Here is a 25,990-nt window from a genome sequence, read left to right as displayed (position 1 = left end):
GCTGCTGCGCGGCCTGTCCCCCGAGTCCGCCTGGGCCCGGCTGAGCCAGGACCAGCTGCGCATGGTCCACGACCCCGATGAGGCCGAACGCGTGGCCGAACGCTATGGCGTCTGAGATCCCGGATCGGAGCTGATCGGCGATGGCGTTGACGGTCGGGGAGCTCATCGCCGTCGTCCGGCTGGACGATGACGACCTGCACCGCAGCCTGGCGTCGGCGCACGCCGCTCTCGACCGCCTCGGCGGCGGGATGCGCGGAATGGGCGACAACGCCAGTTCCGGGCTGTCGAAGGTCGGCTCGGCGGTCGGCACCGTGGAGAAGGGGCTGAACGGCCTGTCGCTGGCCGGTGCGGCGGCGTTCGCCGGCGCGGGTGCCGCGGTGGCCGGTCTCGGCGTGGCGGTGGCCGGTGCCGGCGTCGCGCTCGCCGCGATGAGCCCGCAGGTCAAGAGCGCGTTCTCCGAGCTCGGCAGCGATGTCCTCGCCCAGTTGCAGGGGCTCGCCGCGCCGATCGTGCCGGTGCTGACCGAGCTGGCCGGGGTGTTCCGGCAGACGTTCGCGCAGATCGCACCGGCCATCGGACAGATCTTCACCGCGCTGGCGCCGGTCGTGGGCTCGCTCGGCCAGGGCCTCGCCTCGGCCGTCGGTGGCTTCGTCACCTCGCTGGCGCCGATCATCCAGTCGCTCGTGCCGGCGCTGAACGCGCTGGCGGGCGGGCTGGCCCCGCTGTTCCAGGGGCTGGCGGCGGGTCTCGCGCCGATCGCGGCGACCGTCGGACGGCTCGCCCCCGCGTTCGGCGAGATGTTCGCGGCGGTGGGCGCCGCGCTCGGTCCCGTCGGCCAGCTCATCGCCGCGTTCATGGAGCTCGGCGCCGCGGTCATCGGGCCGCTGCTGCGCGGCTTCGCCGAGCTGGCCGGGACGCTCGCGAGCGCACTGGCACCCGTGTTCGCCGAGCTGGGCCCGATCCTCGGGCAGACGGTGAGCGCCTTCGGACCGCTGCTGGGCGTGCTCGGCCAGGTGGCCGGAGCGATCGCCCCGCTGCTGCCCCCGATCGCCCGGCTCATCGCCCAGCTCAGCAGCGAGCTCGTCCCGATCCTCACCCCCGTCATCTCATTGCTCGCCGAGGTGGCCGCGGAGGCCGGCGGCTCGCTGATCCAGGCGCTGAGCTCGCTGGTCCCGCTCGTCGCCGCGATCGTCGGCGCCTTCGGCCAGGTCATCACGGCGATCGCGCCGCTGCTGCCGCCGCTGGCCCAGCTCATCGCCCAGCTCGTGGCCGGGCTGGTGCCCGCGCTCACCCCGATCATCCAGCTCATCGGCCAGCTCGTGGCGCAGATCGCCGGGTCGCTGGTCGCGGTCATCCAGCAGTGGATCGCCGCGATGGTGCCGCTGCTGCCGCCGCTGACCCAGCTCATCACCACGCTGGTGACAGGGCTGCTGCCGGTGCTGACGCCCATCATCTCGCTGCTCGCCCAGGTGGTCGCGCAGGTCGGCACCGCGCTGCTCGGGGCGTTCACCACGCTGATGCCCGCGTTGCTGCAGATCGTCACGGCCCTGCAGCAGCTCTTCACCGCGATCATGCCGCTGCTGCCCCCGATCGTGGAGCTGATCGGGCAGCTGATCTCCGGGCTGCTGCCCGCGCTGACCCCCGTGATCACGCTGGTGGCCCAGCTCGCGGCCACCATCATCGGCGTCCTGGTGCCGGTGATCACTCCGCTGATCCAGCTCATCACGCAGGTCGCCCAGGTCATCGTCGGCGCGCTGTCGGGCGCCGTGAACTGGGTGATGTCGGCGGTCCCGGCCGCCTGGAACACCATCAAGAGCATCACCGAGACGGTGTGGAACGCCATCGTCGGGGTGATCCGCGGGGTGATCAACGGCATCACCACCGCGATCGGCTGGCTCGCCGACCTGCCCGGCAAGGTGATCGGCTGGTTCGGCAGCCTCAAGGACGGCGCGATCTCGGCGGTGCAGGGCCTGCTGTCGTGGCTCGGCGAGCTGCCCGGCAAGATCCTCAACGCGCTCGGCGACCTCGGCAGCCTGCTGCTGGACGCCGGAAAGGCGATCATCCGCGGTCTGCTGGACGGCCTCAAGTCCATGTTCAACGCGGTCAAGGACGCCTTCAACTGGCTGACGAGCTGGATCCCCGACTGGAAGGGCCCGCTCAGCACCGACAAACGGCTGCTCACCCCGGCCGGCCGCGCGATCATGGGCGGGCTGATGGCGGGCATCGGCGCGGAGGTGCCCGCGTTGCGCCGCCAACTCGGCGACGTCACCGACACCATCGGGGCGACCACCGGGCTGCGCGGCTCCTGGGCGGTGCGCGGCGCGGGCGGGCTCGCCGCTGGAACCGGCGGCGCCGCGGTGCACATCGAGAACTTCCACGCCGCACCGCTTCAGGACGAGAACGTGATCGCCGAACGACTCTGGATGCTCACCAAGGCGAGGGGCTGATGGCGGCCGGAGATCTCATCACCGACGACGGCCAGCTCGAATGGAACGGGCTGCTGCTGGGCGGCGGGACCCCGTACGGCTGGCGCGAGCTGGCCGGCTGGGACGACCTGCCCGGCCTGGACGGCGGCTCGGTGTCCCGGCCCAGCAGGCACGGCCGCTGGCCGGGCCGAAGGCTGGCCGGGGAGCGCACCGTCACCTACAGCTGTCTGGTCCGGGCGCCCCGCGAGGCGATGAGCGCCACGGTGCGGACGTTGCGCGCGGCGACGGCCGTCCCCCCGGACGAGTCCGAGCAGCCGCTGGTCATCCGTACGCTCGACGAGACGCTGCTCGCCTACGCCCAGGTCGCGGGCCGGATCCTCACCAATGATCTGAGCTACGGAACGGGGCTCGGCCGCGCGGTCGTCCAGTGGGCCTGCAGCGATCCGCGCCGCTACTCCCTCACCGAGTACACGGTGTCGATCCAGCCGCCCACGCCCGGCTCCGGCTTCCAGTACCCGCTGACCTATCCGCTGGACTACGGGACGGCCGGATCCTCGGGCGGCGCGAGCGTCGTCAACGCCGGCGACATCGCGACCAACCCCACCCTGGTCATCACCGGCCCGTGCGCCAACCCGGTCGTCATCAACCAGACCGCGCAGCGCCAGCTCCAGTTCGGCGTCACCCTGGCCGCCGAGGACACCCTGACGATCGACACCAAGCGGGGCACGGTCCTGCTGGGCTCGGCCGACCGGATGTACACCCTCACCGCGGCCTCGGTGCCCGTCGAGGACTTCGAGTTCGCGCCGGGCGCCAACGCGATCGCGTTCCGCACGGCGAGCTCCTCGCCCGGCGCGGGCCTCACCGTGTCGTGGCGCGACGCCTACCTCTAGGACCCGCCGATGACCTCTCCAGGGGGCCGCCCATGAGCGTTCGGGTGCTGGGATTGACGTCGGGCGTCACGCCGGAGGACCACCGGCTGGGCCTGGCGGCCTTCCTCCCGCCGCAGAGCGGGGCGCTGGAGCGCCGGTCGGGCGTGGTCTACCACCCGGGCGCCTGCGATCTGGTGAGGACCGGGCCGATGACGGCGACGCTGAGTCCCTTCCTGGTCCTGGTCGACGGGACGTCCGCCCGGACGCAGGGCGCCTACCCGGTGGTGTCGGACGCCGCCGTGACGATCTCCTTCGATCCCGGCGAGGCGATCACGGACCGGGTGGACCGGGTGATCGTGCGGGTCCGTGACGATCCCTACGACGCGTCCGGCGTGCAGGCCGGCGGCGTGGAATATCTGCGGGGACGGCCCACGGGCATGCCCGCCGAACTGCCGCCGTCGGCGCTCCTGCTCTGGGAGGTCACGGTCAAGGCCGGCGCGTCCCGTGCCGTCACCGTCGGGGGCACCCTGACCGACCTCGTGCGCAGGCATCCGTACACCACGGGTCTCGGCGCGCCGATCCCCGTCGCGGGCCGGGCGGAACGCGACGCGCTGCCCGCTCTCGACACGCTCAGCGTGCTGCGGCTCGACACCGGCGACATCGAATGGCGGTGGCGAGGCGCGTGGCGCCGCCTGGACTGGCGGCTGGACACGGGCTGGGTGGACATCCCGGCCGTCCTGACCGACTGGCAGATCCAGACGACGCCCCGGGTGCGCCGCATCGGGCCGCTGGTGGAGCTGCGCGGAAGGGTCCTGAGAACCCGATCCAACTACCAGACCCGCGACATCCTGCAATTGCCCGCGGGATTCCGGGCGGACGGTTTCCACTGGGTGGCGCCCTACTACCCGCCCAAGAACGGTCTCGTGCACCTGGGCAGCTATGACAACGGCAGCGTCGGAGTGGCCCGGGAGGACGTCGACTCCAACACCGCGATCCCGCTCGACACCCGATGGATGGCGCTCTGACCATGGCCGTCCGAGTCCTGGGATTGACGTCGGGCACCACGCCGGAGGATCACCGGCTGGGCTTGGCGGCGTTCTCGTCACCGCTCGGCGGTGTCCTCGACCGGGCCTCCGGCGTGGTCTTCCATCCCGGCGCCTGTGAATTGCGGGCGGCCGGGCGCCTGGAGGCGCGGATCACGCCGTTCACGGCGCTGGTGGACGGCACGTCCCATCCGCTGCAAGGCGCCTATCCCGTGGTGTCGGACGCCGAGGCGAGCATCGCGTTCGATCCGGGCGAGCCGTCCGTCGAACGCGTGGACCAGGTGATCGTGCGAGTCCGCGACGGCGCCTACGACGGCTCGGGCGCCCAGTACGGCAGCGTCGACTACCTCAAGGGCCAGGCGTCGGGAGCCGCCGCGCCGCTGCCCTCCGGCGCGCTGGCGCTGTGGCAGGTCAGGGTCCCGCGCGGAGCTCTCGCCATCGACTTCGCGGCCTCGTCCGTCCGCGCGCACGGCTACACGACCGGACCGGGCACGCCCTTGCCGGTGGAGAGCCAGGCGGCCAGGGACGGGCTGCCGGCGCATCCCGGCCTCGCGGTGATCCGGCTGGACACCGGCGAGTGGGAACAGTACTGGCAGGGGGCCTGGCGCCGGCTCGGCTGGAGCACCGACACCGAATGGACGCCGATCACCGAGTTCAACCCCGTCTGGAGCTCGTCCTGGAATCCCAAGGTCCGCCGGATCGGTCCGTACATCGAACTCACCGGATACACGGCACCGGCTTCCCGCGCGCCCGCGTCAGGCAGCCGTCCGGCTGACCCGCTGGTCCTGCGGCTGCCCTCCGAATTCACCCCGCAGACGCCGGTCCGCTGGCCGGCGCCCTTCTCTTACACCTCGTCGGGACGGATCAACCTGTCCGTGGAGCCCAGCGGCTGGCTCCAGATCGCCACGGACTACGCCGACGTGCCCGTCGGCAGCACGATCACTCTCGACACCTTCTGGCTGGCCGGCTGAACGGGCCGGACGAGGAGCGACCTTGACCGTCCGCGTGCTGGGCCTGACCTCGGGGACGACGGCCGAGGACCATCGGCTGGGGCTCGCCCTGCTGAGCCAGCCGATGGGCGGGACACTGCGGCGAGCGTCGGGGGTGCTCTACCAGCCGGGCTCGTGCGATCTGGTCGCCGTAGCGGCCCGGCAGGCCGAGATCACCCCCTTCACGGCGCTGGTCGGCGGCACCTCGCATGCCCTGCAGAGCGCCTATCCGGTGGTGTCGGACGCCCGGGTGCCCCTCACGTTCGATCCGGGCGAACCGTCCGTCGAACGCGTGGACCAGGTGATCGTGCGAGTCCGCGACGGCGCCTACGACGGCTCGGGCGCCCAGTACGGCAGCGTCGACTACCTCAAAGGCCAGGCTTCGGGAGCACCCGCGCCCCTTCCCGCCACGTCGCTGCCGTTGTGGGAGGTTAAGGTGCCGCCCGGGAGCGCCGCGATCGATTTCACGAAGGCCGTCCGCAAGCACTCCTACACCGCCGCTCTCGGGGCACCCGTCCCCGTGGACGCGGCGGCCGCCCGCGACCGGCTGCCCGCCCACGACACGCTGACGGTGCTCCGGCTCGACAACGGAGACATCGAGCAGCGCCGGCAGGGCGCCTGGCGGAGCGCGGACTGGCGCGCCGACACCGGCTGGACGACCATCCCCGCCGTTCTGACCGGATGGCAGATCCAGACGACGCCGCGCGTGCGCCGGGTCGGCTCCCTAGCCGAACTGCGCGGCACGGTCCTGCGAAAGCAGACCGGCACCGCGAACCCCGCCATCGTCAATCTGCCCGCGGCGTTCCGGCCGTCGAGCTACACCCCGTGGCTCGCGGCCCTGCCCCGCGTTCTGGACCGGAGCGTGCTCATGAAGACCGACTCGGGAGGTGCCGTGGCCGTCGAGCTGAACCTCGCCGACCTCGCTTTGGACACCGTGCTCGACCTCACCGCGCGCTGGACGGTGGGCTGATGACCGTCAGAGTGCTGGGCCTGAAATCGGGCGTGACGGCGGAGGACCACCGGCTGGGCATGTCGTTGTTCAGCCCGGCGCTCGGCGGCGTTCTGGAACGGCGCTCGGGTGTGGTCTACCACCCCGGAAGCTGTGAGCTCGTCACCGCCGGACTGCCCCGGATGCAGGCCCGGCTGTCGCCCTTCCTGGCGCTGGTCGACGGCACTTCCGCACCGCTCCAGGGCGCGTATCCGGTGGTGTCCGACACCGACCTGACGATCACCTTCGACGCCGGCGAGGCGTCGGTGAGCAGAGTGGACCGAATCATCGTGCGCGTTCGCGACGACCTGTACGACGCGTCCGGAGAGCAGTCGGGGAAGGTGGAGTACCTCAAGGGACGCCCGACGGGGGCGGCCTCGGCGGTGCCGTCCTCCTCCCTGCTGCTCTGGGAGGTCACCGTCGCCGCCGGCGCCTCGGCGGGATCCTCGGGGCCGACCTTCATCAAGGTCGAGCCGAAGTTCCCTTACACCGCGGCCCCCGGCGCTCCGATCCCGGTCACCGGCCAAGCCGAACGCGACGCGCTGCCCGCGCAGCCCCTGCTGTCGGTGCAACGGCTCGACACCGGGGACGTGCAGCAGTACTGGAACGGCTGGCGGTCGGCCGACTGGCTGTACGACACCGGCTGGGTGCCGATCACCACCTTCAGCACCGGCTGGCAGCCCTCCGCCACGGCGCCGCCGCGGGTACGGCGCGTGGGCTCGCTCGTCGAGATGCGCGGCGTCGTCGTCAAGAAGGCCGGTGCCTTCGCGCCGATCCTGGCGCTCCCGTCGGAGTTCCGGTCACCGGAGTACCTGCTGTGGCCGGCGCCCTACGTGAACGACTACCGGCAGGCACACCTCACCACCGGGCCGGGCAATTCCGTCGCGATCGATGTCGGCCATACCGACATCCCGGCGGAGAGCAGCCTGCAGCTCGACAACATCTGGCTCATCGGCTGAGGGGAGCGGACACGATGACGGTACGGGTGCTGGGCTTGAAGTCGGGCACGACCGCCGAGGACCACCGGCTGGGTATGTCGATCTTCACTCCGCCACTGGGCGGGGTGCTGCAACGCCGATCCGGGCTGATCTACCACCCGGACGCGTGCGTTCTGACCGGTGTCTCGGCCATGCAGGCCAAGGTGTCGCCGTTCATCGCCCTGGTGGACGGCACCGCGCACCCTTTGCAGAGCGCCTACCCGGTGGTCTCGGACGCGGACGTGACCATCACCTTCGACGCCGCCGAGGCGAGCGTCGACCGCGTCGACCGGATCATCGTCCGCGTGAAAGACGGTGCCTACGACGGCTCCGGCGCTCAGGAAGGCACCGTCGAGTACCTCAAGGGCCAGCCGTCGGGCGCGGCCGCCGACCCGCCCCCCTCCTCCCTGGTCCTGTGGGAGGTCAAGGTCGTCAAGGCGGTCACGACGATCGACTTCGCGACGGCCGCGACCCGCGCGTTCGTCCACACGACGGGGCTGGGCTCGCCGCTGCCCGTGCGGGACGTCGCCGAACGCGACCGGCTTCCCGCCTACGACACGCTCACCGTCCTGCGCCTGGACACCGGCGCCCTCCAGCAGCGCTGGCAAGGCGCCTGGCGGACCATCACCCTCAACCCTCCCGATCCCAACCAAGGGAACTGGATGAACCTCCCCAACCAGCCCGGAATGACCTACCCGATCACGCCGAGGGTGCGGCGGCGGGGCAAGATCGTGGAACTGCGCGGCAGCGCCGACCCGGTGGACACCGCGACGGTCATCAGCCGGCTGCCGTTGACGGTCGCGCCCGCCCACGAGCTCCGCTGGGCCGCCCCGGCCGCGGGCGCGACCGTGGCCCACCTCGTGCTGGCCACCGACGGCACGCTGTCGGTGCCCCGGGGGCAGCGCAACGAGGTCCGGATCGACGCGACCTGGACGGTGGGCTGATGACGGTACGGGTGCTGGGCCTGAAGTCGGGCACGACCGCCGAGGACCACCGGCTGGGCCTCTCGATCTTCACTCCGCCGCTGGGCGGCGTGCTGCAACGCCAGTCCGGGGTGCTCTATCACCCCGATGCATGCGTGCTGACCGGCGTCTCGGCGATGCAGGCCAAGCTGTCGCCGTTCGTGGCGCTCGTGGACGGCACCGCGCATCCGTTGCAGAGCGCCTACCCGGTCGTCTCCGACACCGATGTGATCATCACCTTCGACGCGGGGGAGGCGGGCGTCGACCGCGTCGACCGTGTCATCGTCCGCGTCAAGGACGGTGCCTACGACGGCTCCGGCGTCCAGGAAGGCACCGTCGAGTACCTCAAGGGCCAGCCGTCGGGCGCGGCCACCGACCCGCCTCCCTCGTCGATGATCCTCTGGGAGGTCCGGGTGCCCGCCGGCGTCTCCGCCGCCAACGGAAAGATCAATTTCCCGACCGCGCAGGTCCGCCGGTTCACCTACACCTCCGGCGTGGGCACGCCCATCCCGGTGTGGAACCAGGCCGACCGGGACGCCCTGCCCGCCTACCCCGGAGTGACCGTCGCCCGGCGCGACACCGGCGACCTCGAGCAGTTCTGGGCCGGGGGCTGGCGGACGACCGCCTGGTTCTCGGACACGGGCTGGCTCCCGATCACCGACCTCTACAACCGCTGGGAGACCTACGTGGGCCTGGCCCCCCGCGTCCGCAGATACGGCTCGGTGGTGGAGCTGCGCGGTACCGTCCGCAAATCGGTCGTCGCCCTCGCACGCGAGCAGCTGGAGCTGGAGACGGCCGATGCCGCGGCGGCCGATGCCGCCATGAGCGAGGCGACCGCGAGCGAGGCCGCCGCGAAGGCCGCGGCGAAGGCCGCGGCGACGGCGGCGATCGACACGGCCGTGGCGGCGACGGCGCCCAACGCCTGGGAGGTGGCGGCCGCGAAGAGGATCACGGCGGTGCCCTTCAGGAGAACGGTGGCGTCCGTGCCGAGTCCCGAGATCCTCCGGCTTCCCTCCGGGTTCGCGCCGACCGCGCCGATCCAGTGGCTGTCGGCGGACTACATGACCGTCCGGCAGGCGGCGCTCCTGGTCGACGAATTCGGGTGGGTGGAGACGGTCGACGCGAGCAGCGTGGCCTCCAACGCCGTGCTGCAGCTCGACGCCATCTGGCAGGTGGGCTGACGGTGACGCGGTACCGCTACGTCTTCGCCGACCTGCTCACCGATCGGACGATCACCGAGCTGGATCTGAGCGGCGTGTCGTACGACCGCCGGATCATCCAGCCCGGCAGCTTCCGGGGCTCGGTGGGCGTTCCCAACGGCGAGATCGCCGAACGGGCGCGCAAGATCCAGGCCGGCCGTACCGTCTGCCACGTCTACCGCGACGCCGACATCTGGGGCACGTACCTCATCTGGCAGGTCGTGCCCCGTTCCGATGAGCGGGGCCGGATCACCCTGGAGCTGCGCGGCGCCACGCTGGAGAGCTACTTCTACCGGCGCGAGATCCGGACCAATCTGAGCTTCCAGCGGCAGGGCCAGCTCGCGGTCGCCCGCGGCCTGATCGCCGACATGCAGTCCCGGCTCGCCGGGCACATCGGCCTCACCACCCCGGCCGCGCAGGGCGGTGACGGCGTCCTCATCAGCCGCGCCTACCGCCGCTCCGAGGCCGCCACGTTCGGCAAGCGGCTGGAGGAGCTGGCCTCGGCGGACGGCGGCTTCGAATACATGATCCGGACCTATCTCGATCCCGACACCGGCCGGCGCGTCCGGGCCTGGACCGCCGCGCGGCCCCGCCTCGGCCAGGCCAGCAGCGATCACGTGTTCACCCAGCCCGGGGACGTGATCACCTGGTCCTATCCGGCCGACGCCACCCAGGGCGCCACGAGCTGGCAGACCCGCGGCGACAAGGTCCAGGGCTCCACCGGCGAGGGCGAGCCGCTGATGTCGGACATCGTCGAGTCGTCCACCTTGCTGTCGCAGGGCTGGCCGCTGCTCGACGCGACGCGCGACTACACCTCCGAGCGCGACCGCGAGTCGCTGAACGGCTATGCCCGCTGGTGGGCGGCGTCCCGCTCCGGAGTGATCGGCATCCCGCAGGTGACGGTGCGGCTCGGCGAGCAGGTCAGCTTCAGCCCGAACGCGCTCGGCGACCGGGCCCGGCTGGTGCTGGTGAATCCCTGGTTCCCGCTGCTGGACCGCGCGCCCACGTTCAGCAAGTCCTGGCGGGTGGTCGGCATCGAGGTCACGCCCGTCTCCCGGCAGGACGGCCAGGAACGGGCCACGTTGATCTTCGAGGAGGCGAGCTGAATGGGCATGCCGCCCTACCCGCATGACATCGCGGCCGAGCTGCGCGAGCTGCGGGCCATGGTCACCGACGCCTGGACCGCGGCGCAGTCGAGCGCCCGCCGGATGCCGTACGTGCCGATGACGTTCGCGGCCGCCGACATCTCCAAATGGCCGAGCACGGCCTCCGCCGACTTCACCGGCCTCTGGGTCGCCGTCCCGTACCGGCAGCATCCCCTGATCCGGGTGGCCGTCTGGGCCTACGGCAGCACTGCTTCGGGAAGCCTCCGGATCAAGGTGGGCGATACCTACAGCGACAGCGAGTCCATCACCGACGGTGCTCTGGTGCTGCGCGAGTTCTCCATTCCCGCGCCGGGCGAGGACCTGTCGAGGGCGAACGTCACGGTGGAGGCCTGCCGCACCTCCGGCAACGGCACCGTCTCATGCGCGCCCGTCTGGGCGTACGGCGTGGAGTCCTGACCGCCGGTGAACGCGTCCGACGATCCCAGCCTCGGCGAACTCGCGCGCACCCTGGCGCGCGTCGAGTCGTTCATGCGTGAACGTTTCGCCGAGCTGGGCAACCGGCTCGACCGCATGGTGACCGCCGAGCTGTACGCCGCCACCCAGCAGACCGTGCAGCAGCAGATGGACGCGCTGCGCGAGGACGTGGAAGAGCTGAAGGCCGCCCGCCGCCGCGATGAGGACCGCCGCTCGGCCGACCGGCGGCTCGCGCTCTATTCGGCCGTGGTCCCTGCCCTGCTGCTCACGGTCAACCTCGTCGTCGTCCTCGTCAGCCGCTGAGTACCGCCGCCCCGCGCCGCTGACGCGCGCCTGCCTCGCCAAGCCCTTCCACGCTGCTGACGCGCCTGCCTTTGCCGCGCCTGCCTTGCCGCGCCCGCCCCGCGCCGCTGACGCCTGCCCCGCATCGTTTCCGATCTCTGGAGGGATCTCCATGCCCACCCATGACCCGATGCCGCCGCGCCCGCTGAACGGTGCGGCCGCCAGGCCGGAGGACGGCCCGCAAGACGTGCCGCAAGAGCCCGGCAGCGTCGTCGAATCCGAGGAGGCCACTGATGGCGACGACCGCTGATCTGCTGCGGGTCGCGCGCGGCCAGCTCGGTTACCGCGAGCGCGGCGACGGCTGGACGAAGTTCGGCGCCTGGTACGCCGAGCGCCATCACGACGGCGGTTTCGCCCGTGCCGCCTGGTGCGACATGTTCGTCGGCTGGTGCGCCGCCCAGGCCGGGGCGCTGAAGGAGGTCGGCGACTTCGCCTACACCCCCTCGCACGCCGGATGGTTCAAGGCCAACGGCCGGTTCGACCGGACCCCCAAGGTCGGCGCGATCGTGTTCTTCGACTGGGGCGGTTCGCACTCCATCGGCGCGATCGACCACGTCGGCATCGTCGAGGCGGTCCGCGGCGGCGGCGAGGTGGTGACGATCGAGGGCAACACCAGCAACGCCGTCATGCGGCGCGTTCGTCGCGGCGGTATCGCGGGCTACGGCCATCCCGTCCTCACCGGTGGCGGCTCGGCTCCGGCGCCGGGCGCCGGCGCGCCCGCGTGGCCCGGTCGCTACTTCCGGTATCCGCCGATCACGAGCGGCGCGGACGTGCGCCGGTGGCAGGGGCGGATGCGCCAGCGCGGCTGGCGGCTCGACGCCGACGGTCAGTACGGCCCGAGGTCGGCGCAGGTGTGCCGTGATTTCCAGGCCGAGAAGGGCCTGGAGGTGGACGGCGTCGTCGGACGCGACACCTGGGCGGCCGCCTGGACCGCGCCCATCGGTTAGGAGACCGTTCATGATCGAGACCAAGGTCAAGGCGGCCGCCTCCGCGTCCGCGCTGGTCACCATCATCGTCTGGCTGATTCAGACGGCCACCGACATCACCGTCCCCGCCGAGGTCGCCGCCGCCGGCGCCACGGTGGTCATCTTTCTCGTCGGCTACCTGACTCCCACCCGTGGGGCCACGTCCGGCGGAGACACCGCGGAAGATCCAGGGAGTGAGTAGGGGGCGCTCCCCGCTGATTCTGGTATTCGCTCTTCTGAACTCCAGCCCAGAGCACTGGTCGCTTCGTTGCGGTCAGGGCTCTGGGCTGGGGTTCGTTCTCGTTCAGCGGCCGAGTTGACGGCATCGGCCGGTGGGTTGAGGCGGTACTAGCACTTCTGGAAGGTCAGGCGCTTGGACACGCTGAAGTCGTAGTCCTTCTCCGGCAGGCTCGGCTTGATGAATCCGACGCGGAACAGGTACGTGTAGGTGCCCTTCTTGCAGCCCGTCAGGGTGACTTTCTTGGCGCCCTTCCAGCACGCGGTGGCGATCGAACGCGGGCCGCTCCACGAGGAACGGTTCAGCCCGACGCAGAACTCACGGCTCTTCTTGCAGCCCTTCGACGCGGTCGCCACGGCGACGACTTTGGTCTTGGCCTTGTTCTTCTTCAGGGGAGCGAGGCGCAGCGTGCACTTGGCCGCCGCCTCGGCGGTCGGAGCCGCCTGGACGGCGGACACGGGCGCGGTGCTCGTGGTCTCGGCAATGGCCGGGGCGCCCGCGCTCAGAGCCACGACGGTCGCTCCGGCGACGGCGAGACCCATGAGTTTCATTCTCATGGCATTTCCGTTCTGTGGGGGGAGGCGAATGCGGGCATCGTAGAAAACCGGGTCGGCCGGCGAATAGGTCCCGTGGAGCCAATCGGCCGCGCGGATCCGTAGGCCCTTGGCGCTAATCGGCGAGGGCGGGGCCGGGTGTCGGTGCTTGATCATAAGATGCTTTGGATGGACATTGCGGCTCTTGAACAGAGGCTGCGGGATCGTCCCGGCGATCTGGCCTCGTGGCGTACATATGCCGACTGGCTCAGCGAGCAGGGCGACGCGCGGGGCGCGCTGATCCGCCTTGAGCAGCGTCGCGAGCGGGTCGCTCCTTCTCGGCGTGATGCTCTGGAGCGCGAGTTCGCCGAGCTTGTGGGGGCGCATCAGGACGGCTGGGACGCGGCGCTGCCGGAGGGGGCGACCGTGCTGGAGCGCCGGTACGGGTTCGCCACGAAGGTCGCCGTCGAATGGTCAGATGACGCGCCCGTGGTGATCGAGCGAGCTCTGCGGGAGCCTTTCGTGACCGCGCTGCACGTCGCGTCGCCCGAGAAGGAGTACTACTGGGAGGGCGAAGACGTCGTCGACGCCGACGGCGAACCGCTCCCGGACTCCGGCGTCGACGCCGGCGCTCTCGCGACGCTCAACCTCGGCCGGCTCGTCGAACTCGACCTCTCGTACCTGCGCATCGGTGCGCTCGGCGCCAAGGCCCTCGCCGTGTCGATGTTCCTCCGCGGCGACGAGGCCTCGGCTGAGGGAATCGCGACGCTCGACCTGCGGTACAGCGGGGTTGGCAACTCCGGCCTGGCGGCTCTCGCGGCGTCCCCGAGCTTCGGCGGTGTTCGCCGTCTGCACCTTCAGAAGAATGCGATCACCGCGCAGGGCATGCCCGCGCTGCACCGTTTCGCAGAGTTGACCGAGCTCGACCTGCGTTACAACGAGATCGGCGCGGAGGGGGTGCGGGCTCTGCTCGACGCACCGTTCATCGGTTCGCTCAAGCGGCTGCTTCTGTACCGCGCGGATGTCGGAGACGACGGCGCGAAGATGCTCGCGCACGCCCCCCAGCTCCCACCCGCACTGCGCAGCTACTGGAGAAGTGTATGAGCACCGAGCTCCGTGACCGTTTCTTCGCCCTGTCGACCAGCGAGGCTCTTGCTGAGGAGGTCGAGCGGTATCGCGCGGAGGTCGACGCCACCGAGGGCGAGCCTGTCGCGACGGTCGACGGGCTCCTTGTCTCCTGGCATCCGACGGCGCGGTTCAAGGTGGTGCGCTTCGTCGATGCCGAACGTATCGACGCGGACGTGCGTGAACTGTTCGCCAGGCCGATCGAGGACGCGCCGTACCTCGCGGCCGTTTTCGCCGATCCGCAAGAGCTGTCGTTCCGTACGTTCGAGAACATCCTCCCGCTCGACCGTCTTTTCGCGGACGTTCCGCTGGAGGTCGAGCTCACCGCGGGCGACGAGTTCGCCAAGGACGCGTACTCCTTCTCGCTGCGGCTCCCGGCCGCCGCGCGGGCGCGCATCGAGGGCCTCGACTCGCTGGATCTTTACGTCCCGCCGCTCAACGCCGCCTCGCGGGGCGGCGACCGGTTCATCTTCCACTCGGCGACGCTCGCCGAGGCGCTCACCATGGCGGTGCGCGAGGCGATGCCGCAGCTCGACGGCTTTTCGCACGTCAACCCCGTGTTCCGCTGCAATCGCTTCGAGCCCGGTGACGCCAACTTCCACCGTCACCGCGACACGCCGTACTACGATCGCGCGCGCCGCCTCGTCTCCCGCTACACGGTCCTGCTCTACGTCACCGGCGGCTCGGCGGCGCCCGCGCCCGTCCTCGACCTCAGCGACGGTGCCTCGCTCACGGAGATCGGGCCCTTCACCTGTGTGATCTTCGATCAGCGGTACGAGCATGAGGGCGCGCCCTACCACGATGGCCGCAAGGTCTTTCTGCGCACCGAGCTGGTCTTCACCGATCCCGACGTCACGCACGATCCCGAGATCGGCGCGATGTTCAGCAAGGCCTGCTATTGGACGGGCGAGAGCGTCTTCGCGCCCGAGCTCTCCCGCCATGCCGACGCCTACTACAACCAGGTGAACGCGGCGCACTGGAACGGGCTCGTCCCGGGTGCCGCCCGCGAGCCGTTCGTCCACAAGCAGTTCCGCGGCGTGCACTTCGTCGCCAACGGTTACGACTTCTGGTTCGCCAAGAACGACGACCTCTCGCTTGCCGAATGCGCCGCGATCACACTTCTGGACTACTTCAACTGCAAGCTCGGCGACACCGCGTTCCGCACCCTGTGCGAGTCAGAGGTGATCGAGGCCGACGGCACCGACTGGATCCGCGACTTTCTCCAGGACAAGCGCGGCGGATCGGTGGTCCTGCCTTTCGACAAGTCGATGCTGTTTCCGGAGCCGGAGAAACCCGCCACCCACAATTTGCCCGATTGCGCATGCGGTATCTGCGGTGGGGAAGTGTTCAGCCCGCTTTTCGACACCACCCGCAACGCCGACGTCATCGAGCACTACACGCGCGCACAGGACTCCGCGAAGGCGGACATCATGCCGGCGCCGATTCTGATGCTCGGCGAGGACGTGGTCCTCGACCCGGACATGTTCGTCGTCGAGGGCGACCGCATCCACGTGCTCGGCAAGGAGTCGCTGACGCCGGTGAACTTCGCCGCCTGCCAGGGCGGCCCCCCGCTTCCCTCGGCCGAGAGCCTCATCACCACCGCGACCACCGTCGACGTGGCGCACTTCCTCGTCCCGCCGATCCTGTTCGCCGAGACCGCCGACTGCTACCACCTGAAGTTCGACTTCTTCCGGAACACCTGGATGGTGAAGCACGAGCGGTCCACCGTGCCGGTCCCGAAGATCCGCTTCTTCGGGTTCGACGATATCGACGAGAACTGGGAGGACCACCTCTGCGGTTGTTATTGCGACTGCGATTGTGACTGCGATGAGGACGACTGTCTCTGTGGCGGCGCCGACGCCGATGCCGACTGTGAGTGCGATTGCGATTGCGCCGAGGAGGAGGACGAGGAGGACTAGCGCCTAGAGGAGGCCGCCCGCTGCCGGCGGCGTGCGGACGAGTGGGCGGACGACTCGGCGGACAACTCGGCCATCCGGGTCAGTGCGGCCACCCAGAAGCGTTGCCGTTCCGGCGTCTGCCCGACCATATAGGTGGCTCTCAGCTTGGGCGGCAGGTGCGGCAGCAGCCGGGCCACCACGTCGAGATGCTTCTCCAGCTGGGAGACCTCGGCGTTGGAGAACACCTGGTGGATCATGTCGGTGTCGTCGGTGCCCTCCGTGCTCGTCTCGGCCGCGGCCGACAGCCGGGTCTCCCAGCTGTCGCAGTTGCCGGCGATCTCGGCCAGGCCGACGCTCGGCCGGCCGGTCAGCCGGGCCTCCAGCCCGGACAGCGGCACCGGGGCGTACTCGCCGTCGCCGAGATAGATCAGGCCCGACTGCAACGGCAGGTCCGCCCGGTGCAGCTTGATCAGCCGTTCCAGCGTGCGCTTGGTGATCCAGTCGCGGCCCTCGTCGTCGATGTCGTTCTTCCACCAGTCCAGGACCGTCTCGGCCGTCTCACCGTAGGTCGAGATCAGCCATTCGTTGGCCGGGATGTCGTCCGGATGCACCTCGTAGCTGATCGTGAACCGGCTGGCCTGGGCCACGTTGTTGCTGGAGACGAGCATCTTGCGGCCCAGGTGGTACGACGGATTCTGCAACGCGACCTGCGCCCGCAGGCCGGGGATCGGGCGCCCGGCGAGCGTCCACTCCTGGGTGATCTCCATCAGCTTGGCGAAGGTCGCCTTGTCCTTGGGCCGGTTGTACTCGTCCCAGACCAGCACCTTGGGCTCCGGGGCGAGCAGCGACCGGGCGAGCATGGCGTCCAGTGACCCGTCGGGAGTGGGCACCGGGACGCACAGGTCTTCGACGTTGGTCACCGGCAGCGAGAAGTAGACCGGTTCGCGGCCGGTCTCCTCCCGGGCGATCTGCTTGGTGATCTCCGTCTTGCCGCATCCGGGCGGCCCCTGCAGCAGGACGGCCCAGCGGTGGGTCATCGCGGCCCGGAGGATGCGGCGGACCGGGTCGGTGACGGCGGCGGGATTCCGCGCCCCGACCGCCGCGGCGATGCCGTCGAGCACCTCGGCCGTCCGGTCGCGGCCCGTTTTGCCGTCCTTGCCCTCCTCGGCCAGTGCCAACCGGCCGCCGTTCAGCAGCGGCAGCCCCCAGGCCAGCGGGAACCCGGCGCGGGCGCAGTCGAGCACGTGCTGCAGGGTGCGCGGGGAGAGCAGGTGGCGCAGCTGCGGGCTGAGCGAGGCCCACTGCCGGAACACCTCGCGCAGATCCCAGTCGGGGAACCGCTCGGCCAGGGCCAGCCGCCACGCGGTGTCGTTCGCGGTCAGCCGCAGGGTGACCATGCGGTCGAGGATCGCCAGGTCGGACCGGCGGACGCTCGTCTCGGCCAGCGACTCGTTGTCGGTGAGGAAGACCCCGACGCAGCCCAGCTCGCGCAGGTCGTATTCACCGAGGGTCCAGTCGCAGGCGATCTGCATGAGCTGCGACTGCACCGTGGGGCCGGCCTGCAACGAGTCGTCGATGAGCAGGACGAACGGCCTGCCCGGGACGAGCTGCCGCATGACGAGCTGGCGGAGCACCAGCTCCCCGCTGCGCTCGTCGCGGACCGGCGCGTTGACCAGCAGGTCGTCCGGGGTGAGGTTGGCCGAGGGGACGACCACCAGGGCCGTGCCGGGAAACCGTTTCGGGACGTACGACACGAACGTGGACGTCTTGCCGATGCCGTGCTCACCGAAGATCTGCCCGGTCTGGCCCATGGAGATCATCGCGTCGATGAACTTCTCGAGCTTCGCGGCAGGGCCTCCGTCCGGCGGGTCCGGATAGGTGGCGGTGGCTTTCCACAGTTCCGCAGGGGGCACTGGTGACTTCTCCTGGGTCATCGTCCGGACGTGACGCGGTGGCAGGCCATCGGGGGATGATGCCGGTCCGGCCAGTCGTCGCCGTCATCGGTGATCAGCCAGATCCATCGGCCGGGATCGGCGGGCGTGACGTGGGGCGCGTACCCGTCGGTCACCATGATGACCGCGTCGGGCTCCTCCTCGAAGCGCTTGCCGTCGACCTCGAGCCCGCCCTCGGCGTAGTCGACGACGTTCTGGAAGTCGGTGCCGCCGCCGCCCGTCACCCGCTCGCCGGGGACGAACGGCATCACGACGCCGTCGAAGCTGAGCCAGTGGCTCTCGACCCCGTCGGTCCGCCCGACGAGGGTGGTCAGCCACTCGACCACGGAGTCGGGCATCGATCCCGAGGTGTCGAAGGCGATGAGGACGACCTTCTTCCGCTCCGGGCCGCGCCGGGTCAGCATCGGGTCGTGGCCCAGCGCCAGCAGGATCGCGCCGTGCTTCTTCGGGTAGACCAGGCGTTCGCTCTCGTCCAGCTTCGAGGCGAGCACGTCGATCAGCCAGCGCTGCCACCAATCGACGCGGCGCGTCTTGGGGGTGGTGCCGCGCAGCATGTCCAGCCCCAGATCGCCCCACAGCCGGTCGAGCCGTTCTCCGCCGTCAACCGTGCGACCGGCGAGATCGAGCACCTCGTCGCGCGCCGCCGGATTGCCCCGCAGCGCGGCCTGGACCACCTGGCGCAGCACCTCATCGCCCAGCCCCTCCACGGCCTCGGCGTCGAGCGGTATCTCCCCGTCTAGCGGAACGCGGTCGTCCGCCTCGCCGCCCGCGTCACCACGCAGGTGGACGCAGTATCCGACCATGGGCTGGTCGAGCGTCTTCATCCGTCGCAACTCGCCGTACACCGTGAGGTCGGTGTAGATGAAGTCGTCGTATGACAGCGGCGTGAGCTTCTGCTGCCGCAGATCGTCCTGATATGCCTGGTAGACCAGCCTGGGATCGACGCCGACCGGCTCGCGCGATTCGGCGACCGTAGGCAGGCCGGACCGTCGCAGCCGTTGCAGGGCGACGTGGTTGATGGCCACCTCGGCGGCGAGCGTGAACGCGGGATCGGTACGCAGCTCCTCTTCCACGTACAGATGCCGATGCATCAGATGCCGCGCCTCGTGGAAAAGGACGAACTTGACCCCTTCGAGGTCCAGCTCCAAGAAGAAATACGGGTTGTAAAGCAAGGCACAGCTACCGTCGCCGGTGGCCACGACCGCGGCGGTGGGGATCGCGGTCGTCGGAATGTGGTGATGGCACTTGGCGTAGAGCCAGGACGCCACCGCGCTCTGCCCGACCCCGAAGTCGAGCAGCGCGGCCTCCTTGCGCCGCCGCGCCTCGTCCACGACCGCGGGCTCGGCGGGCTCGTCCGCCAGCAGCCGGCGCAGATCCGACAGAACAGGCCCACCCCACCGCCGCCCACCCGCCCAGGCGCGCCCACCCACCCGCACGTGCCCACCCGACTGGACGGGCTCATCGCGATGGACGCGCTCATCGGGGCGGACGTGCCCGCCGCCGATCGGATGATGACCGGCGGAACCGAGGCCCGCAGTGGTGCCATGGCTCATCGGAGCGACGACACCTCCCCACTCCACCTTGCGTCATGCGACGCCCACGGACCGTACCGACCGCAGGCACGCTATCGCGCCGCTACGACAAAGCAGGCCGAAACGATCAAGAAGAGATGCCGCAGGCCAGGCGCCGTACGACTCAGGTGGTGGTCACGGCTTGCCGGAACGGCTCCAGCTCTTGAGCCACCTTGCCGGCACTGTCTTCCCAGATTTCAAGCCATTCGTTGTTCTCGGCTTCCAAAGCGTGTGTGAACGCCTTCGACGCCAATGTTCGCATTTCGTCGTCCCACGCGAACGGGTGGGACTCCAGGAAGTCTTGGACGGTGCCTGAGACCGAGGCGGCGGCTCCCGCCCGCATGGCTATCAGGGCCGCTGCGGTGATCGCTTGGTCTGCGCTCTTGGCCTCGACCGTCTGAGAGGCCAAGAACGCCGTGAGGGTTCGTCGCAGCGCATCGGGGACGGCTGTCGTTCCGCCGTCTCTGAGATCGGCCAGATAGTCGTATGCGGCATCGTTCTCAAAGGGTCCGTGGCCCCATGCGCCCATCTACATTCCTCGATTCATGCCCGGAATGCGAACACGATAGCGGTGCGCTCGCGGTCGCCGTCAGTAATGCGGGTTGTTGGTCTGCGGGATCTCGATGCTGATCGGCACCTTTCCTTCGGACAGGAAGAGCAGGGCCCCGATGCGCAGGATCTCGTCGAAGGCCCAGTAGGCCTTCTGGAGGGCGCCGGGCGCCTTCTCCAGCGAGAGCAGCCCTTCGCGGACGGCCACGAAGGGCTCCCAGGCCGTCTGGAAGAGCGAGTCCCACAGCGGGTCCTTGCGGATCTTCAGCCAGCCGGCGATCTCGTCCCCGAGCACGTAGCGGGTGAGCGAGCCGAGGATGGGCTTGGTGAGAAGGCCGCCGTCGATCGTGGAGCCGAGGTTGAGGAGGATGTCGGCCAGCTTCACGCCCTCGGGCGTCGGGGCCAGCACCGGTGTCAGGACCTGCTCGGCCTGGGCGTTGGCCTCGCTCCACGATGCCGGGATGTACTCGTCCTTGATGCCGAGCATGTGCGCGGCCACCTGCCACGAGTGCAGGAAGGCGCCGGACTCGGCGGCCGGGATGGGCACCTTCCACTTGACCAGGTTCTGCATGACGGTCGTGGGCAGGCTGTGCCACGTGACCATCATGTCCCGCTGGCTGATGGGGATCTCCTCGTCGGCGACCTTCGTCCAGTACGGGGATTTCGGCAGCAGGTGGCGTACTCCCGCGTGCGCCAGCCGGGTCTTGACGCAGGTGACGATCATTTCGCCGTCGGCCTTGTAGGCGTTCGACGTCCCGATGTCGTATCCGAGCTTGGCGGTCTTGGTGATGCGGTCCTTCATGTCCGCGCCGCCCTTGGAGTAGTAGACCGCGCGAGCCTCCCGGGGGATGACCGTGCTCATCATCCCGCTGGCGAAGCCGTAGGTCACACCGAGGTACAGCCCGCGCTTCTCGTTGAAGTCGACGGCGGTGGCGAGCTTGCCCTGGTCGGCCCACGCAGGCAGTTGACGCGCGCGTTCCATGAAGTCCCGCAGGTCCGCTGGCAGCCCGGCCGGCAGCGGCTGACCGTTCTTGGTCCACGTCCGCAGCAGCTTGTTGACCTTGGGCACGTCGCCGCGGTCGAGCAGCGAGGCGACCAGCGGGTCGGCCTCCTCGTCCCATACCCAGCGCGGGTCGGCGCCCTCACCCGCGCCCGCCACCGAGCCCTGCGGCGACCACGTCCACGCCCGCGCGGGCGTCGCGGCGCTCAGCGCACCGAACGCGCCCAGCGTCCCCCCCGCCGTCAACACGTTGCGCCTGCTTGGAGTCTCCATGCGTTCGCTCCTCCTCGGGGTCGAGAGCGCCGTCCTGATACGATGAAACGCAATCTGCATCTGCGTATCATCGACGGTGAGTCCAATGAGAGCACACTGTGTCGGGCATCACAAGACCTCTTCCGCCCGGCTGCCGGGGCAGAATGAATCCTCTTAGGAGGAGAACGTGGAACAGCCCTTCCTCAGGACGTCCCCGGGCGAGGAATCACTGCTCGACCGCGCGTACATCGACGCCGTCGAGCAGGTCGACGACCGGGACGAGAGCCGGGCCCGGATACTCGACGCGGCCTATGAGCAGTTCTGCCGGATGGGCATCCAGCGATCGACCATGGACGACGTGGCCCGCCGCGCCGGCGTCTCGCGGATCACGGTCTACCGGCGCTTCGCCACGAAGGACGCGCTGGTCGAACAGGTCGTCCGCCGGGAGTTCCGCCGCTACTTCGACCAGTTCCTCATCGACATCGAGCGGGCCGCCACCGCCGCGGACCGGGTGGTGCTGGGCTTCGTGAGCTCGTTGCGCGCCATCCGGCGCAACCCGCTGATCGGCGGCCTGATCACCACGGAGCCGGACCTGCTGGTGACGTCCCTGATCAGCGACGGCGGCCGGACCGTCGCCACCGTGCGCCAGTTCGTCGCGGGCCAGCTGCGGCACGAGCAGCGCGCGGGCAACGTGCCGGCCGACCTGGACATCGACCACGTCGCCGAGCTGATGGTCAGGGTCTCCGCCTCCTTCCTGGCCATCCCCAGCCATCTCATCGACCTCGACGACGACGAGCAGCTGGCCGCCGTGGCCCGGCGGTTTCTCGTTCCCATGCTGGAGCCGCCGGCCCCGGGGATCTGGCCAGGCTAGGCACGTCCGCACGCGTTGAGCATGGCGTGTGTCGGTCACGGAGATCGCGAAACGGTGATCGGCTTCGATAATCGGCGCATGGCACGGATCGCGCGGGGGAGCGCTGGTCGTCGCGTTGAGCGGATCGCTCGTCACCGCCTGAGGCGGTGACGATGCCGGGAAGGCCACTCCCACGACGGCACCGCAGGCCGCGCCCACGTCGCCCGGAACCGCTCCCCCTTCGGCGACCGCCGCGATGCGACGTGCAAGGACAGGCGCCTCACCGCGCCGCTGGCCAAACTGATCAAGGGCAAGCGACCGGGTGCTCCGGGGACCGGCAAGGATCAGCTGACCTGTACGTGGGGCAAGGGCATTCCGCTGGTCGCCATGACGGTCGGCCAGCCCACGGCGGCCGCGCAAACGCAGGATTCCTCCTGGCCCGTGGTGAGCGAGCCGAAGCTCGCGAGGTTCGGTGGCGTGGCGCGGGGACGGGTGGGAGTGTGGACGCGGGTTTGGGAACGGCGGGGTGAGCAGGGTCGACGGCGGCGTCCCCGCGTCCCTGGTCCATGATCCGGTAGACCACGTCCTGCGCTGTCGGACGGCGCGCCGGGTCCTTGCTCAGGCATGACTTCACGAGTTCCCGGAGCGGCCCGTCGAGAAGATGGGCCGGGCCGAGGCGCTCGGGATCGCCTGGGATCAACGGTTCGGCACCGGATCTGGCCACGCCCAAAGTGGAGCGATCTCACTTGATTTAGCCGATAGGTGAGTTTTCGATGAAAATGATCATTGGCGGTGAGAATTGCTCTCCGCAGGGAGTTTTTGTATTTGGGCAGGTCAGAGCCAGAGATGGAGGAGAGGGGATTCAAAGTAGTACGGGATGAGTGGCGTGCGGCGTTCAGGAAATTTGCTGTGATTCAGCTCTCTTTCGGCAGCTTGAACGGGGGTGTACGAAGGGCCGTGTATGGCCTGACGGGTCCGGTGCAGGGGGCACCGGCCTTCGAGGAGAGGGTTCTCCATGAATCGCATGATCACGATCGCGGCCGTGGCGGCCGCCGGGCTGGTGTGCATGGCGGCGCCGGCGGCCGGTGCCACGGCGGACGGCGAGCCGGCGGCGTTCTTCGCCACCAGCCTCAACGGGGCCAACGTCGTGTCGGGAGGCGACGCGGACGGGAGCGCGGTCGCGTATCTGGGAGTCAAGGGCGATCAGGTGTCGTTCGCCATCCAGTTCCGTGGCATCGGCATTCCGGCGAGCGGTGATCTCCACCAGGGCGCGAAGGGCGCCAACGGGGACGCGAAGATCTCGTTCTTCACGACGACGAGCGGGCTCGACTCGGTGCGCGGGACCGTCCGGGTCACCGACCGGAAACTCCTGGACCAGCTGCGGAACGATCCCGGGAGTTTCTACATCGATCTGCACAACCGGCAGTTCGCCGGGGGAGCCGTCCGCGGGCAGGTCCACAAGCTGACGAGCGTCATCGACATGCGGCGCGCGCTCCAGCAGAACTTCAAGGCGTCCGTGCTCCAGGGCGTCCAGATCTACGCCTGCACGCAGCAGGCGGACGGCACGTTCGCGTTCACCCAGGACAACGTGCGCGCGTCACTGCAGCGGGGCATCTCGCACTTCTTCGTCAACCCCGGACCGGCCGGACCGCCGAAGTGGCAGGCCCCGGACGGGTCCGCCGTGACCGGCAGCGTGATCTCCCGGACGCCGAACGGGGCCGGCAACATCGCGGAGCTCGACCTGGCCGCGACGCAGGCGGGCGAGCCCAAGGGGCTGCTGTCCCGGATGAACGAGATCCTGCGGCTCAACACGGTGGGCGGGGTCGCTCCGGCCGGAACCTGTGAGCCGGGCAGCAAGGCCGAGGTTCCGTATCGCGCCGACTATCTCTTCATCGACGCCGTGTAAGTGAAGCGGGGGCCCAGGCGGTGCGTCCTTGTCGGGCGCACCGCCTGTTCTTGTCCAAAGGCGGCGATTCAACTCCCCGGCTGCCGTGTCTCTCTCGGGCGGCTACTCCAGGGACTTGTCTCCCAGTGATTCGAGGACCTTTCGGAGAGTGCCCTCCAGTTGGCTGCGTTCGTCGGGATCGAGGCCGCCCAGCAGGCGCGCCTCGTTCTCCACATGGGGGCCGACGATCTCGTCGACCGTGGCATGGCCATGGTCGGTGAGGCGGACGCGGACGGACCGGCGGTCCTGGGGGTCGGGGACGCGTTCGACCAGGCCCTTGGCGGCGAGGCGGTCGATGCGGTTGGTGATGGCGCCGGAGGTCACCATCGCGGCCTTGTTGAGGTCGCCCGCCGTGAGGCCCTCCGCCGCGCCGGCGCGGCGGAGGGTGGCGAGCACGTCGAACTCCCAGAACTCCAGGCCGTGGCCGGCGAAGAACTCCTTGAGCTCGCGGTCCAGCAGGCGCGACAGCCGGGAGATCCGGCCGACGATGCCCATCGGCCAGGTGTCCAGGTCGGGACGCTCCCGGCCCCACTGCGCGCGGATCTCGTCCACGGCGTCGGTCATCGCCCACTCCTCTCAACGGAAATAATCTCAACGTTCATCTACTTGACGTTGAGGCGACGTCCATGATGTTATCTCAACGTTGAGATTATCAATGAGGAGTGATCGACATGGCCAGCATCGCCGTCTCCCGCCCCGCGTCCTTCCCCCACGTCCGGGACCTCGCGCTCACCGCCTACGCGCCCGCCACCTGGGGGACCACATACGTGGTCACGACCACGATGCTGCCTCCCGATCGGCCGCTCCTGGCCGCGACGCTGAGAGCCCTTCCCGCCGGGCTGATCCTGCTGGCGGTGACCCGGCGCCTCCCGTTCGGCTCCTGGTGGTGGAAGTCGGCGGTCCTGGGCCTGCTCAACTTCGGCGCGTTCTTCCCGCTGCTCTTCTTCGCGGCCTACCGCCTGCCCGGCGGGGTCGCCGCCACCATCGGCTCGGTGCAGCCGTTGATCGTCGCGTTGCTCTCGCTGGGTATCCTGCGGCTGCGTCCCACGCGGAGGGTGCTGGTCTCGGCGCTCGTCGGGACGGGCGGCGTCGCGCTGCTGACCTTGACCTCTGAGGCCCGGATCGATCCGCTCGGCATCGGGGTCATGCTCGTCGCCACGTCCCTGATGGGCCTGGCCGTCGTGCTCACCAAGCGCTGGGGACGGCCCGACGTCCCGCTCCTGGCCGTCACCGGCTGGCAGCTGACCTTCGGCGGCCTGATGATCGCGCCGTTCACCCTCCTGAACGAAGGACTGCCGAGCACGCTCACCGCCGAGAACATCGCCGGCTTCACCTACCTCGGCGTCATCGGCACGGCCATCGCCTACGTCCTCTGGAACCGCGGCATCGGCAACCTGACCCCCACCTCGGTCTCTCTCCTCGGCCTGGTCAACCCCCTCGTCGCCACCCTCGCCGGGATCGTCTTCCTCAGCCAGACCCTCACCCCGTGGCAGACGCTCGGCCTCATGATCGCCCTCGGCGCCCTCGTCGCCGGCCAGGCCCGCCGCCAGGCCCCGTCATCAGCGCAGACCTTCACCGCCGACGCTGACTCCACCGCCGGCGCCAACCCTGCCGTCACCGCTGACCTTCACCGTCAACACTGACCGAACACCGCACAGCCCACTCGCGACCAAGGCCGGGACCGATCCCGGCCTTCGTTGTGTTATTCGAAGGATGTCCAAAAGGTCCGTCCACCCC

Annotated in this window: 25 protein-coding genes; 19 read left to right on the top strand and 6 right to left on the bottom strand. The window is 69.9% G+C overall.

All coding sequences use genetic code 11. The features are described 5' to 3' along the window. Positions 1-140: 140 nt before the first annotated feature. From ACGFNU_RS01860 to ACGFNU_RS01795, 14 genes are all read left to right on the top strand, one after another. Positions 141-2,447 carry a hypothetical protein gene (locus tag ACGFNU_RS01860; RefSeq protein WP_392589334.1) on the top strand — a complete coding sequence of 769 codons (2,307 nt, stop codon included), beginning with the start codon at positions 141-143 and terminating at the stop codon, positions 2,445-2,447. Beyond that, positions 2,447-3,316 carry a phage distal tail protein gene (locus ACGFNU_RS01855; protein ID WP_392589333.1) on the top strand — a complete coding sequence of 290 codons (870 nt, stop codon included), beginning with the start codon at positions 2,447-2,449 and terminating at the stop codon, positions 3,314-3,316. The genes ACGFNU_RS01860 and ACGFNU_RS01855 overlap by 1 nt, the downstream gene beginning before the upstream one ends. A 32-nt stretch (positions 3,317-3,348) precedes the next feature. Next, on the top strand, positions 3,349-4,320 hold the full coding sequence (locus ACGFNU_RS01850) for a hypothetical protein (protein ID WP_392589332.1): 972 nt from the start codon (positions 3,349-3,351) through the stop codon (positions 4,318-4,320). Positions 4,321-4,322: 2 nt separating this feature from the next. Continuing rightward, entirely contained in the window at positions 4,323-5,309 is a 987-nt protein-coding gene (locus ACGFNU_RS01845) for a hypothetical protein (RefSeq protein WP_392589331.1), read from the top strand. 22 nt (positions 5,310-5,331) lie between these two features. After that, entirely contained in the window at positions 5,332-6,297 is a 966-nt protein-coding gene (locus ACGFNU_RS01840) for a hypothetical protein (protein WP_392589330.1), read from the top strand. Beyond that, positions 6,297-7,274, top strand: coding sequence for a hypothetical protein (locus tag ACGFNU_RS01835; protein ID WP_392589329.1), 978 nt, complete (start codon positions 6,297-6,299; stop codon positions 7,272-7,274). Before ACGFNU_RS01840 ends, ACGFNU_RS01835 begins: the two co-directional genes overlap by 1 nt. A gap of 14 nt (positions 7,275-7,288) precedes the next feature. Continuing rightward, a complete protein-coding gene (locus tag ACGFNU_RS01830) occupies positions 7,289-8,236 on the top strand; it encodes a hypothetical protein (protein ID WP_392589328.1) in 948 nt (315 codons plus the stop codon). After that, on the top strand, positions 8,236-9,435 hold the full coding sequence (locus tag ACGFNU_RS01825; RefSeq protein WP_392589327.1) for a hypothetical protein: 1,200 nt from the start codon (positions 8,236-8,238) through the stop codon (positions 9,433-9,435). The genes ACGFNU_RS01830 and ACGFNU_RS01825 overlap by 1 nt, the downstream gene beginning before the upstream one ends. A 2-nt stretch (positions 9,436-9,437) precedes the next feature. Further along, on the top strand, positions 9,438-10,559 hold the full coding sequence (locus ACGFNU_RS01820; protein ID WP_392589326.1) for a hypothetical protein: 1,122 nt from the start codon (positions 9,438-9,440) through the stop codon (positions 10,557-10,559). Next, on the top strand, positions 10,560-11,015 hold the full coding sequence (locus ACGFNU_RS01815; RefSeq protein ID WP_392589325.1) for a hypothetical protein: 456 nt from the start codon (positions 10,560-10,562) through the stop codon (positions 11,013-11,015). 6 nt (positions 11,016-11,021) lie between these two features. Continuing rightward, positions 11,022-11,336 carry a hypothetical protein gene (locus ACGFNU_RS01810; RefSeq protein ID WP_392589324.1) on the top strand — a complete coding sequence of 105 codons (315 nt, stop codon included), beginning with the start codon at positions 11,022-11,024 and terminating at the stop codon, positions 11,334-11,336. 151 nt (positions 11,337-11,487) lie between these two features. After that, the gene (locus ACGFNU_RS01805; RefSeq protein ID WP_392589323.1) at positions 11,488-11,625 is read left to right on the top strand and encodes a hypothetical protein; all 138 of its coding nucleotides are present in this window, start codon (positions 11,488-11,490) and stop codon (positions 11,623-11,625) included. Next, positions 11,609-12,322 (top strand): CHAP domain-containing protein, encoded by a 714-nt coding sequence (locus ACGFNU_RS01800; RefSeq protein ID WP_392589322.1) that lies wholly within the window; start codon positions 11,609-11,611, stop codon positions 12,320-12,322. The genes ACGFNU_RS01805 and ACGFNU_RS01800 overlap by 17 nt, the downstream gene beginning before the upstream one ends. A 10-nt stretch (positions 12,323-12,332) precedes the next feature. Next, positions 12,333-12,542: a hypothetical protein gene (locus ACGFNU_RS01795; protein WP_392589321.1), complete on the top strand. Its 210-nt coding sequence runs from the start codon at positions 12,333-12,335 to the stop codon at positions 12,540-12,542. A 146-nt stretch (positions 12,543-12,688) separates the two neighbouring features. Here the strand turns inward: ACGFNU_RS01795 and ACGFNU_RS01790 are convergent, their stop codons facing one another. Beyond that, positions 12,689-13,135 (bottom strand): hypothetical protein, encoded by a 447-nt coding sequence (locus tag ACGFNU_RS01790; protein WP_392589320.1) that lies wholly within the window; start codon positions 13,133-13,135, stop codon positions 12,689-12,691. Positions 13,136-13,270: 135 nt separating this feature from the next. Here ACGFNU_RS01790 and ACGFNU_RS01785 point away from each other — a divergent pair, with 135 nt between their 5' ends. Further along, positions 13,271-14,215, top strand: coding sequence for a TIGR02996 domain-containing protein (locus ACGFNU_RS01785; protein ID WP_392589319.1), 945 nt, complete (start codon positions 13,271-13,273; stop codon positions 14,213-14,215). Beyond that, positions 14,212-16,155: a hypothetical protein gene (locus ACGFNU_RS01780; protein ID WP_392589318.1), complete on the top strand. Its 1,944-nt coding sequence runs from the start codon at positions 14,212-14,214 to the stop codon at positions 16,153-16,155. The genes ACGFNU_RS01785 and ACGFNU_RS01780 overlap by 4 nt, the downstream gene beginning before the upstream one ends. On the opposite strand, the gene ACGFNU_RS01775 is transcribed toward ACGFNU_RS01780, so the two are convergent. From ACGFNU_RS01775 to ACGFNU_RS01760, 4 genes are all read right to left on the bottom strand, one after another. Further along, entirely contained in the window at positions 16,152-18,068 is a 1,917-nt protein-coding gene (locus ACGFNU_RS01775) for an ATP-binding protein (protein ID WP_392589317.1), read from the bottom strand. The two genes, ACGFNU_RS01780 and ACGFNU_RS01775, sit on opposite strands and share 4 nt — an antisense overlap. Further along, positions 18,065-19,639 carry a hypothetical protein gene (locus ACGFNU_RS01770; RefSeq protein ID WP_392589316.1) on the bottom strand — a complete coding sequence of 525 codons (1,575 nt, stop codon included), beginning with the start codon at positions 19,637-19,639 and terminating at the stop codon, positions 18,065-18,067. The genes ACGFNU_RS01775 and ACGFNU_RS01770 overlap by 4 nt, the downstream gene beginning before the upstream one ends. A 142-nt stretch (positions 19,640-19,781) precedes the next feature. After that, positions 19,782-20,186 carry a DUF4259 domain-containing protein gene (locus ACGFNU_RS01765; protein ID WP_392589315.1) on the bottom strand — a complete coding sequence of 135 codons (405 nt, stop codon included), beginning with the start codon at positions 20,184-20,186 and terminating at the stop codon, positions 19,782-19,784. Positions 20,187-20,246: 60 nt separating this feature from the next. Beyond that, entirely contained in the window at positions 20,247-21,479 is a 1,233-nt protein-coding gene (locus ACGFNU_RS01760) for an oxygenase MpaB family protein (protein WP_392589314.1), read from the bottom strand. Positions 21,480-21,645: 166 nt separating this feature from the next. Here ACGFNU_RS01760 and ACGFNU_RS01755 point away from each other — a divergent pair, with 166 nt between their 5' ends. Both ACGFNU_RS01755 and ACGFNU_RS01750 read left to right on the top strand, forming a co-directional pair. After that, positions 21,646-22,329 (top strand): TetR/AcrR family transcriptional regulator, encoded by a 684-nt coding sequence (locus ACGFNU_RS01755; RefSeq protein WP_392589313.1) that lies wholly within the window; start codon positions 21,646-21,648, stop codon positions 22,327-22,329. A 994-nt stretch (positions 22,330-23,323) separates the two neighbouring features. Next, entirely contained in the window at positions 23,324-24,214 is an 891-nt protein-coding gene (locus ACGFNU_RS01750; RefSeq protein WP_392589312.1) for a DUF3455 domain-containing protein, read from the top strand. 102 nt (positions 24,215-24,316) lie between these two features. On the opposite strand, the gene ACGFNU_RS01745 is transcribed toward ACGFNU_RS01750, so the two are convergent. Further along, the gene (locus ACGFNU_RS01745; protein WP_392589311.1) at positions 24,317-24,817 is read right to left on the bottom strand and encodes a MarR family winged helix-turn-helix transcriptional regulator; all 501 of its coding nucleotides are present in this window, start codon (positions 24,815-24,817) and stop codon (positions 24,317-24,319) included. Between the two features lie 107 nt (positions 24,818-24,924). On the opposite strand from ACGFNU_RS01745, the gene ACGFNU_RS01740 reads away from it, so the two are divergent. Continuing rightward, entirely contained in the window at positions 24,925-25,896 is a 972-nt protein-coding gene (locus ACGFNU_RS01740) for an EamA family transporter (RefSeq protein ID WP_392589310.1), read from the top strand. The last annotated feature ends 94 nt before the right edge of the window (positions 25,897-25,990 follow it).

The organism is Spirillospora sp. NPDC048911 (assembly GCF_043198015.1).
Taxonomy (GTDB): Bacteria; Actinomycetota; Actinomycetes; order Streptosporangiales; family Streptosporangiaceae; genus Spirillospora.
This window is presented reverse-complemented; position numbering and strand designations above follow the sequence as displayed.